We start from the raw sequence: 12,080 nt of genomic DNA on the forward strand, positions 1-12,080 counted from the left end.
CGCGAGCAGCTCCGCCAACGACTCCCCGAGTACATGGTGCCCTCGGCGCTGGTTGCGTTGAGCGCCCTGCCGCTGTCCTCCAACGGCAAGGTGGACCGACAGGCGCTTCCGGCGCCAGACCTAGTGGCCGCGCCGTCCGCCGATGACGACGCGGACTCGCTGCCGATGCTTCAGCAGCAACTCGCGGCGCTCTTCCGAGAGGTCCTCCACGTCGAGCGGGTCCGTCCGCAAGATGACTTCTTCGAGCTCGGTGGTCACTCGCTCCTGGCGACGCAGCTGGTGACGCGGATTCGCACGGAGCTGGGGGTGGATGTCCCATTGAGGACGCTCTTCGAGGCGCCCACGCTCCTGGGGATGGCGGAGCGCATCGAGGCGTTGATGTTGCAGTCGTCGCGGGCCTCCATGCCTCCGCTGCTGCCAGTGGCACGCAGCGCGGACCTTCCGGTGTCCTTCGCCCAGCAGCGCCTGTGGTTCCTCGCGCAGCTCCAGAAGGGCCACGCCGTCTACAACGTACCCTTCGCGCTGAAGCTGACCGGTCCCCTGGACGTGGGCGTGCTGCGGCGAACCTTCGTGGAGCTGGTCCGCCGTCACGAGGTCCTCCGCACGACCTTCTCCTCGCGAGATGGGCTCCCGGCGCAGGTCATCCACGCCGCTCCCGAGACGTGGGAGCTGCCCGTCGAGGAGCTGTCGCATCTGGACGCTCCGGTCCGGGACGCGCGCTTGCGTCAACGCGTGGCGGAGGAGGCCCACCATGCATTCGACCTGACCACGGGGCCGCTGCTCCGCACGGTGCTGTTGCGCATGGAGCCGGACGTACACGTCCTGCTCCTGTGCCTGCACCACATCGTCTCCGATGGGTGGTCCCTGGGCGTGCTGATGCGCGAGGTCGCTGCCCTCTACTCCGCCTTCAGTGAGGACCGGCCCTCGCCGCTTCCGCCGCTCGCGGTGCAGTACGCGGACTTCGCGGCCTGGCAGCGCGATTGGGTGCGAAGCGCCGGCATTCAGGCCCAGCTCGCCGAGCTGCGTGACCACCTCCAGGCCGTCCCCGCACTGGAGCTGACCGGAGATCTCGGCCGGCCTCCGGTTCGGACGCACCATGGAGCGACCCTGGCCTTCACACTGCCTCCTGAGCTCACGAAGGGGCTGGACCTGCTGGCTCGTGACCAACGCGCCACCCTCTTCATGGTGCTGCTGGCGGCTTACGAGACGCTGCTGTCCCGCTACTCCGGCCAGGTCGACTTCTGCGTGGCCAGTCCCATCGCCAACCGGACTCGGGCCGAGCTGGAGCCGTTGATTGGCTTCTTCGTCAACACGCTCGTGCTCCGTGCCCGGCTGGAGGGCGCGCCCACCTTCGCGGAGCTGGTCGCTCGCGTCCGAGAGGAGTCGCTCGCGGCCTACGTGCGCCAGGACGTGCCATTCGACCAGTTGGTGGAGGCCGTGGGCGGCGAGCGCAGTGGCGGCCGGACACCGCTCGTCCAGGTGATGTTCGTCCTGCAGAACGCGCCCATGCAACCGCCGGCATGGCCGGGCGTGGACCTCGAAATGCTGGAGTCCACGACCGACACGGCCCGCCTCGACCTCACGCTGTCCATGATGGAGCTTCCGGACGGGAGTCTGGACGGCACGCTGGAGTACAGCCTGGACCTCTTCACGCCGGTGGCCGCTGAGCGGCTGGTTCGGCACTTCCGCACGCTGCTCGAGGCCGTGGTCCGGGCTCCGACCGCGCGCATCCACGAGTTGCCGATGCTGTCGGAGCAAGAGCGGGAACAGGTGCTGAAGGAGTTCCAGGGCCGGCGCGAGGTGTACCCGGCAGGGGAGACGCTGCACGGGCTGGTGGAGGCGCAGGCCGAGCGGACGCCGGACGCGGTGGCGGTGAGTTTCGAGTCGGAGCACGTGAGGTACCGGGAGCTGGAGGCGCGGGCCAACCAGGTGGCGCACCACCTGAGGGGGCTGGGAGTCGGCGTCGAGTCACGGGTGGGCGTGTGCCTGGAGCGCTCGGTGGACCTGGTGGTGGCGCTGCTGGGGGTGCTGAAGGCCGGAGCCGCCTACGTGCCACTGGACCCGGGGTACCCGCGAGAGAGGCTGGCGGGGATGCTGGAGGACTGCGGTGCCACGGTGCTGCTGACGCATGAGCGGCACCGTGACGTGGTGGGAGCGCCCGCGGCGGCCGCCGGACACGTGGACTCGCTGCGGGCCGTTCCGCCACCAACCGCCGCGGTGCCCATGGACACGCAGCGAGACGGCGCTCCCGGTGCGGCGCGGCGGGCCCACGTGGTGTGTCTGGATACGCAGCGAGCCGAGGTGTCGCGGCAGCCGGTGACTCGGCCTGTCGTGCCCCAGGTGGGCCCGGAGGCCCTGGCCTACGTCATCTTCACCTCCGGAAGCACGGGGCGGCCGAAGGGGGCGATGAATACGCATGGCGCCATCGTCAACCGGCTCAGGTGGATGCAGCAGGAGTACGGGCTGGGGCACGAGGATGCCGTGCTGCAGAAGACGCCGTTCAGCTTCGACGTGTCGGTGTGGGAGTTCTTCTGGCCCCTCATGTCCGGGGCACGACTGGTGGTGGCGAAGCCTGGAGGCCACCAGGAGCCCGCGTATCTGGCGAAGGTGCTGAAGGAGGAGCGCATCAGCACGGTGCACTTCGTGCCCTCCATGCTGCGAGCCTTCCTGGAGGAGCCGGGGCTGGAGAAGCTGGCCCAGCTGCGGCGGGTGGTCTGCAGCGGGGAGGCGCTTGCGCCGGAGCTGGTGACGAAGGTGTACGCGCGGCTACCGGCTTGCGTGCAGGTACACAACCTGTACGGCCCGACAGAGGCCGCGGTGGACGTCAGCTACTGGCCCTGCCCTCGGGACGCGCAGTTGCAGCGAGTGCCGATTGGGAAGCCCGTAGCCAACACCCTGCTGTACGTGCTGGACGGGCACGGGCAGCCGACGCCGGTGGGCATCCCCGGCGAGCTGCACATCGGCGGCGTGCAGGTTTCGCGTGGGTACCTACAGCGGCCGGAGCTGACGGCCGAGCGCTTCATCCCCGATGCCTTCAGCGGCACGCCGGGCGCCCGCCTCTACCGCACCGGAGACGTGGCGCGCTGGCTGCCTGACGGCACCCTGGAGTACCTCGGCCGGGCCGACTTCCAGGTGAAGCTGCGTGGCTTCCGCATCGAGCTGGGTGAAATCGAAGCCGCCCTGCGCGGTCACCCGGGCGTACATGACGCGGTCGCTGTCGTCCGCGAGGAGGTGCAGGGAGATGCACGACTCGTAGCCTATGTCGCAGGTCGCCCCGACCTGGACGTGGCTGCCTTGCGCGCACGGCTCGCCGAGCGGCTTCCGTCTCACATGCTGCCGTCCGCGGTGATGCTGCTAGCCGCCCTGCCGCTGACTCCCAGCGGCAAGGTGGATCGGAAGGCGTTGCCTGCTCCATCCGCGGCCCCGTCCGTCGCGGCTTCGGTTCCCGTCGCACAGGAGCGGCTGACGCCGTTTCAGCAGCGGGTCGCCGGCATGTTCCGCGAGCTGCTCCGTGTCGAGCACGTGGGCTTGCACGACGACTTCTTCGCGCTCGGCGGGCACTCCCTGCTGGCGACACAGCTCGTCTCCCGCGTGCGCGCCATGTTCGGGGTGGAGCTGGAGCTCCATTCCTTCTTCGATGCTTCGACGGTCGCCCGGGTGACCGAGCTCGTCGAGGAAGGAATGCTGTTCCGCGCAGCACCTCCGCAGGGTCCCCAGCTCCGGCCGCTGCCGCGGGACGGGGCGTTGCCGTTGTCCTTCGCCCAGCATCGTCTGTGGGTGCTCGACCAGCTCCTCCCGGGCAGCAGCAACTACAACGTATCGGGAGCGGTGCGGCTCGAGGGCGCGTTGGACGAGGAAGCCCTGCGCCACGCGCTGACGTATCTCGTCACCCGCCATGAGGCGCTGCGCACGACGTTCGTGTTGAAGGACGATGCCCCGGTCCAGGTCATCCACATGCCCTCGGCCTGGACGCTCCCCCTGTCCGACCTCACCGCTCTCCCCTCGGATGGTCGCGAGGTCGAGGCACGCCGGTTCGCCTCCGAAGAGGCGGGGCGTCCATTCGACCTGGGCACCGGGCCGTTGCTGCGCACGCACCTGCTCAAGCTGGACTCGGACCTCCACGTCCTGGTGTTCGTCATGCACCACATCGTTTCGGACGGCTGGTCCGTGGGCATCATGGTTCGCGAGGTGGCCCTGGCCTACGAAGCCTTCTCGCAGAAGAAGTCTCCGGGACTGCCTCCCCTCCCGGTGCAATACGCCGACTTCGCGGCCTGGCAGCGGCAGTGGCTCCAAGGGGAGCGGCTCGAAACCGAGGTGGCGTGGTGGAAGCGGCAGCTTGAAGGCGCGCCCCAGGTCCTGGACCTGCCTACCGACAAGGTGCGCCCGGCGCTGCGCTCGCAGTTTGGCGAGCTTCATCCGGTCCACATCCCGCGGGAGGTCGCGGAGCCCTTCCTCGCGCTCGCGCGGCAGGCCGGGGTGACGCCGTTCATGGCGCTGCTGGCCGCGTGGCAGGTGCTGCTCGCCCGGTACAGCCGGCAGGAGGACCTGCTCGTCGGCTCCCCCATCGCGGGCCGCCGTCACGGTGACCTGGAGGGGCTCATCGGGTTCTTCGTCAACACGCTGGTGTTGCGCGCCCGGGTGCGGCCGGAAGACTCGTTCCGAGCCCTGCTCGCGCAGGTGCGTGACACCACGCTGAGTGCCTTCGCCCACCAGGAGCTCCCCTTCGAGCGGCTCGTGGAGGCGATGCAGCCCCAGCGCGACCTGGGTCGAACCCCGCTGGTGCAGGTCATCTTCTCGCTTCAGAACACCCCCACCGAGGTCCTTCGGGCACCGGGCCTCACGCTGCGCCCGGTGGACGTCGAGAACGCCACCGCGCGCTTCGACCTGGGCCTGGTGCTGACGGAGACCCCGGACGGCCTGCGGGGCGTCATCGAGTACAGCACCGACCTGTTCGAGGTCGCCACCATCGCTCGGATCGCCGGACACTTCCGGACGCTCCTGGCCGCCGCGACGGCCGCACCGGACCGTCCGCTGGGGATGCTGGACATGCTCACCCCCCCGGAGCGCCAGCAGGTGCTGATGGCGTGGAATGCCACCACGAGGCCGTATCCCTCCGGCGTCACCATCGCGGAGATGTTCGCCCGCCACGCGGCATTGCGCCCCTCCGCCATCGCGCTGGAAGCAGGCGACACGTTCATTACCTATGGCCAGCTCGACACCCGGGCCAACCAGCTCGCGCACCTGCTGCGCTCGCGCGGGGTGGGCCCTGAGACCCTGGTCGCCGTGTGCCTGGAGCGCAGCCCCGCGTGGGTCATCGCGCTGCTGGCCACGCTCAAGGCGGGAGGCGCCTATGTTCCCCTGGACGCGTCCTTCCCCGCCCAACGGCTGGCCGCGATGCTGGAGGACGCGCCACCGCGCCTCCTGCTCACGTCACGCGCCCTGAACGAGAAGCTCCAGCTGCCCGACCCGGCACCTGAGACGCTGTTCATGGAGGAGCTGGCCGTCGAGCAGTGGCCCGTCACTGCGCCCACGCCTGGCGTCGGTCCGCGTCAGCTCGCCTACGTGATGTTCACGTCGGGGAGCACCGGTCGCCCCAAGGGCGTGGGGGTCGAGCACCTGGGCGTCTTGCGCGTCGTCTACAGCGAGCCGCATGCCGGCATCGGCGTCCGGGAGACGAGCCTCCACCTGTCGCCCACGGCCTTCGATGGCTCCGTGCTCGAGCTCTGGGCGCCGCTGCTGAACGGTGGGCGGTTGGTCCTCTACCCCGAGGATGCGCTGCCCAGTGACCTGGAGCGTCTGGAGCAGGTGGTGGAGCGCCACGGCATCACCTTCGTCCACCTCTCGCCGGGGCTCTTCACCCAGGTCGTGGAGCACCGCCCCTCGCTGCTCCGGAAGCTGCGGGTCGTCGAGGTGGCGGGTGACGTCCTCTCGGCGCCCCATGCCCGGCGCGCCCTGGCGTCCACGGGAATCACGCTCATCAATGGCTACGGCCCGACGGAGAACACCGTCGCCACCACCACCTTCGCGGTATCGGAGGCCTCGGAGGTGGGGGCCACGGCGCCCATCGGTGCGCCGCTCTTCAACACGCGCACCTACGTGCTGGACGCGCGGCTCCAGCCCGTCCCCGTGGGCGTGCCGGGCGAGCTGTTCATCGGCGGTGACGGGCTTGCGCGTGGGTACGTGTCCCGCCCGGACCTCACGGCGGAGCGCTTCATCCCCCACCCCTTCGCCGCGCATCCCGGTGAGCGGCTCTATCGCACCGGGGACATTGTCCGCTGGCGTCCAGACGGACTCTTGGAGTTCGTCGGCCGCATCGACCAGCAGGTGAAGGTGCGCGGCTTCCGCATCGAGCTGACCGATGTCGAAGCCGCGCTCCGGGCGCTGCCGGGCGTCGTGGAAGCGGCGGCCGTGGTGCGCGAGGACGCGCCCGGGGACAAGCGGCTGGTGGCCTATGTCCAGGGCACCGAGCAAGGTGCCCTGGACGCCGCCGTCCTCCGCGCCGGGATGCGGGAACGGCTCCCCGAGTACATGGTGCCGTCACTCTTCGTGGTGCTTCCGTCCCTGCCCCTGAACACCAGCGGCAAGGTGGACCGGAAGGCCCTGCCTGCGCCGGAGCGCGTGTCCACCGGGCGCGAGAGCCGCTTCGTGGAGCCCGCGAGTCCCCTGGAGTCCCAGCTCGCGTCGCTCTGGGCCCGTGAGCTGGGCGTCGAGCGCATTGGCGTCCACGACCACCTCTTCGAGGACCTGGGCGGCACGTCCCTGTCCGTCGTTCGCATCGCGGCACGCATGCGAGAGGCACTGGCCCGCGACCTCCCAGTGGTGTGGCTCTTCGAACACCCCACCGTGCACGGGCTCGCGCGCATCCTGGAAACGGCGTCCCGTCAGGAGGCTCCGCACGAACCCGCGTCGCACGAGGAGGCTCCGCATCGGGAACAGCCCTCGGCCGAGGCGTCTCCACGCAAGGCACCTGCCTCTAGGGCTGGCGACATCGCCATCATCGGCATGTCGGGCCGCTTCCCGGGGGCGGGCTCCATCCAGCAGTTCTGGCGGAACCTGCGTGACGGCATCGAGTCCATCTCCCGATTCTCCCCCGAGGAGCTGGAGCGGATGCCAGGGCTCCCGGACGGCGTCGAGCTGTCGCAGCATCCCGCCTTCGTTCCGGCGGGCGGTGTGCTGGACGCTATCGACGCGTTCGACCCCGGCTTCTTCGACCTGTCCCTCCGTGAAGCGCAGTGGATGGATCCGCAGCAGCGGCTCTTCCTCCAGTGCGCATGGACGGCGTTGGAGGACGCCGGCGTCGATCCGGAGCGCTTCCCCGAAGCCATCGCGCTCTACGCGGGTGCTATCGATTCTGGATACACGGAGACCGTGCGGGCGACGGTGCCGCTCGACGGCCCGGCCCTGTTCGAGCTCTACGGCACCACCACGCACGAGAGCCTGGCCACGAAGACGTCCTTCAAGCTGGGGCTCACCGGCGAGAGCGTGCTCGTCCACACGGCGTGCTCCACGGGCTTGGTCGCCGTCCACCTGGCCTGCCAGAACCTGCTGGCCGGTCAGTCCGGGGTTGCCCTGGCGGGCGCGACGCGCATCGCCGTGCCGCAGCGCACCGGCTACGTCTATCAGGAGGGGCTCATCCAATCCCCGGATGGCCACTGCCGCAGCTTCGACGCGAAGGCGCAGGGCACGGTGACCTCGAACGGCGTCGCGTGCGTGGTGCTCAAGCGGTTGGAGGACGCACAGCGGGATGGCGACGCCATCTACGCCGTCATCAAGGCCACGGCGACGAACAACGACGGCCGCCACAAGTCCGGGTACACCGCTCCGAGCGTCCAGGGGCAGACGGCGGTCATCCAGCAGGCCCTCGCCCGCTCCGGCGTGCAGCCCCGGGACGTGGGTTACGTGGAGGCCCACGGCACGGCGACGCCGCTGGGCGACCCCATCGAAGTCGCCGCGCTCCACCGGGCGTACGGCCTGGGCGCCGAGCACCGGGGCACCATCGCCCTGGCCTCCCTCAAGAGCAACGTCGGGCACCTGGACACCGTGGCGGGGCTCGCCGGCCTCATCAAGGTCGCGCTGGCGCTGCACCATGGCGAGGTCCCGCCCAGCCTGCACTTCGAGCGGCCCAACCCCCAAATCCCCTTCGACGACGGTCCCTTCTTCGTCAACACCACCCTCCGGCCGTGGCCGAGGCGCGAGACACCGCGGTTCGCGGCCGTCAGCTCCTTCGGCATCGGTGGCACCAACGCTCACGCCGTGCTCGAGGAGTCTCCCGTGGCCCACAGCGGCTCCACCACCCGTTCCCATCAGGTCGTCACCTTGTCGGCGCGGACGCCCGAGGCGCTGGAGGCCGCCGCCCAGCAGCTCGCCGCGCACGCTGAAGCCCAGGCGGAGAGCCTCTCCCTGGCGGACGTGGCCTTCACCCACGCCCAGGGGCGCAAGGCCTTCGAGGTCCGGCGCAGCGTGGTGGCGCGCGATGCCGCGGACCTGGCCCGTGTCCTGCGCAAGCCCTACACCCCAGTGCAGCTCAAGGCGGACGACCTGGTGCGCGGACGCCGGGTGGCGTTCATCTTCCCCGGTCAGGGGGCGCAGCAGGTCGGCATGGGGCGTGAGCTCTACGAAGCCGAGCCCGCGTTCCGCGGACACGTGGATGCGAGCTTGGCGCTGCTCGAACAGCCGCTGCGCGACCGTGTCCGGGGGCTGATGCTGGCCGCCTCGCCCGAGGACGCGGAGGCCGCGACCTGGCTGGCGGACACCCGTGTGGCGCTGCCCGCGCTGTTCATCATGGAGTCCGCGCTGGCGCGGATGTGGATGGACTGGGGCCTGAAGCCCCACGCCGTGCTGGGACACAGCTTTGGCGAGTACGCCGCCGCATCCGTCGCGGGCGTGCTGTCGCTGGAGGATGGCCTGCGACTCGCGGTGGCGCGCGGCGAGCTGATGCACCGCCTGCCGCCCGGCGCCATGCTCGCGGTGGCGATGCCCGAAGCCCAGGTGCGTCCGCTGCTGACCGGCAGGCTGTCGCTGGCGGCCATCAATGCGCCGGACCGGTGCGTCGTCGCGGGGCCCGTGGCGGAGGTGGAGCGCCTCCAGGCCGCGTTGAAGCAGCAGGACGTGGGCGCCGTCCGGATGCCCACGCCGCACGCCTTCCACTCCGCGGACGTGGAGCCGCTGATGCCCGCGCTGGCGGGCGTCGTCGCGTCATTGAAGCGGGCGGAGCCCACACTGCGCTACGCCTCCAGCGTCACCGGGCGCTGGGCGCATCCGGGCATGCTGGCCCGGCCGGAGTACTGGGCGGAGCAGATGCGGGAGCCGGTGCGCTTCCTCGATGCGGTGGGCGCGCTCCTGGAAGACGGGTGCAGCCTGCTGTTGGAGGTCGGGCCCGGGCAGGACCTGACGCCGCTGGTCCGCGCCTGCCTGGGGGCGGACAAGGCGCGGGTCAAGGCCCTGGCCACCCTGCGCCGAGGAGGCTCCACGACGGAGCACGCGAGCCTGCTCGCCACCGTGGGCGAGCTGTGGACGCTGGGGACGGCGGTGGACTGGAGCGCCTTCTACCGGCACGAACAGCGGCGGCGGCTGCACCTGCCGACCTATCCGTTCCAGGAGAAGCGCTGCTGGGTGGAGGCCCCAGTGAACGCGAAGGCTCCGCCGTACCCGGTGGCGGTCCCCACCGCGGCGACTCCCGGCGTCGCGAGCACGCAGCCCGAGATGCCGGAGACCCCGCCCTCCGCCCCGCCCCCACTCACGTCCGCTTCGCCCGGCGACGCGGCTCCCGCGCATGCGTCGTCCGCTGTCTCGCCGGCCCGCGCAGATGCTCCTAGAGGGGACATCGAGGAGCGGCTTGCCGCGCTCTGGCGTGAGCGCCTGGGCATGGAGTTCGTCGGACGGGATGACAACTTCCTGGAGATTGGCGGCAACTCGCTGATGGCGGCCCAGCTCCTCAATCAGGTCCGGGACACCTTCGGTGTGCAGCTCCCCCTGGCCGCCCTGTTCGAGGCGCCCACGGTCGCCGGCATCGCCCAGCGGATCGTCCCGTTGCTGAGCCAGGCGCCATCGAAGGACGGGCCGCAAGAGCTGCCCATCGTGCCGCGGACGCGCACGCAGCCGATGCCCCTGTCCTTCGTCCAGGAGCGCGTCTGGCGCCTGGAACAGCACCTCCCCGGGCTCTCCGCCTACAACATCCCGTTCGTCCTGCGGCTCGAGGGGCTCATCGACACGGACATCCTGGAGCGCAGCGTCCAGGAGATCGTCCGCCGTCACGAAGCCCTGCGCACCACGTACGACGCGGTGGACGGCCAGCCGGTGCAGCGGTTCCACCCGGAGATGTACGTCCCGCTGAAGCAGGTCGTCCTGACCGGGCCGCCCGAGCTCCGTGAGGCCGAGGCATTCCGGCTGGCGCGCGAGGATGCCGCGCTTCCGTTCGACCTGGTGAATGGGCCGGTGGTCCGGACGACGCTGCTCCAGCTCGACAGCCAGGTGTTCATGTTGCTGGGCAACGTGCATCACGTCGTCTGCGACACGCTGTCCATCGCGCATTTCATCAACGAGCTGTTCCAGCTCTACGCCGCCTTCCGGCAGGGCCTGCCGTCGCCCCTTCCTCCGCTGCCGGTGCAGTACGCGGACTTCGGCGCGTGGCAGCGGCAGGTCATCGCGGAAGGCGGGCTTCAGGCGCAGGAACAATGGTGGCGCCAGCGCCTCGCCGCGCTGCCACGTCACCTCGGCTTGCCCACGGACCGGCCTCGGCCGGCCACCTGCCCGCTCACGGCGGAGCGCATCCGCGTGGAGTTCTCACCCGCCCTCTCCCAGGCGCTGGTCGCCTTCGGGAAGCGCGAGGGCTTCACGTCGTACATGGTGGTGCTGGCCGCATGGCAGGCCCTGCTGCACCGCTACAGCGGGCAGACGGACATCGTCGTGGGCACGCCCATCGCCAACAGGACACGGCCGGAGCTGCTGCCGCTCATCGGCTACGTGGCGCACTCCGTCGCCTTCAGGGTGAGCTTCTCGGATGACCCGACGTTCCTCTCGCTGCTTCACCGCGTGCGGCAGGAGGTCAACGACGTCCAGTCACGCCCCGACGTGCCGTTCGAATACCTGGTGGAGGCGCTCGTCCCCGGCAAGGACGTGGGCCGGGAGCGAATCATGGACTCCCTCTTCGTGTTCCACGCGAGCCAGGGAGACGGCGAGGCGGCGCTGGCGATGACCGGCGTGCGCGGCTCGATGGTGGAGGTGCCAGACACGCCCGTCCAGTGGGGCGGCACGCTGGGCGACCTGACCCTGGTGCTCAGTGAGGGGATGGACCGGGTCCACGGAGCGCTGGAGTACGCAACCGAGCTGTTCGACAAGACCACCGTCCAGCGAATGGGCGAGCACCTGCAGTCGCTCCTGGCTTCCGCGCTGGCCCAGCCCTCCGAACACGTTTCCCGCCTGAGCCTGGTCACTGAAGCGGAGCGGCGGAGCTGGCCCCAACCCCAGGCCAGGCCCGTCTCCACATCGGTTCCCGCGCTGCTGGCGGAGCGCGCGGCGCGTCAGCCCCAGGCGGTGGCCACCGTGCAGGGCGACAGTCACTGGACGTGGTCGGTGCTGGCGGAACGGGCGCGCGCGCTCGCCCTGCGCCTGCGCGGGCTCGGGGTGCGTGAGGGGGAGCCTGTCGCGGTCTGCCTTCCCCCCTCGCCCGAGAAGCTGGCGGTGCTGTGGGGCGTGCTCGACGCAGGAGCGGCCGTCGTGGCGCTGGGGCCTTCGGAGCTCGGCACGCTCCCCGACTTCGCAGCCGATGGCGCCCGGGTACCGGTGCTCGTCACCCGAAAGGCGGTGACCACCTCCGCCCGGCTGGAGCCCTCAAGGACGTTGTTCGTGGATGACGCGCTGGGGACCTCCGGCGGCGGTGCCTCCGGTGCCCGCCCCACCGTGGACACGCTGGCGTGGGTTCTGCCCGCCGGGAAGAAGGACCAGGCGGCGTGGGGCCTGGACCATCACGGGCTCGCGACGTTCTTCGAGGGGCTCGACGCGCGGCTGCATCCCGCGGAGGGCACCACGTGGCTGGCGGCGGCGGATGGGTCGGCGGACCGCCCCGAGCTGGAGACGCTGTG

The 12,080-nt window shown here is 70.7% G+C and carries 1 protein-coding gene (only partly in view); it reads left to right on the top strand.

This entire window lies inside a single protein-coding gene on the top strand: locus VZL07_RS34615, encoding a non-ribosomal peptide synthase/polyketide synthase. The 46,569-nt coding sequence extends 19,020 nt beyond the window's left edge and 15,469 nt beyond its right edge, so the window shows coding positions 19,021-31,100 (codon 6,341, complete, through codon 10,367, partial); the first codon wholly inside the window starts at position 1. Both the start codon and the stop codon lie outside the window.

The organism is Pseudomyxococcus flavus (assembly GCF_050038885.1).
In the GTDB taxonomy this organism is placed as follows: Bacteria; Myxococcota; Myxococcia; order Myxococcales; family Myxococcaceae; genus Myxococcus; species Myxococcus flavus.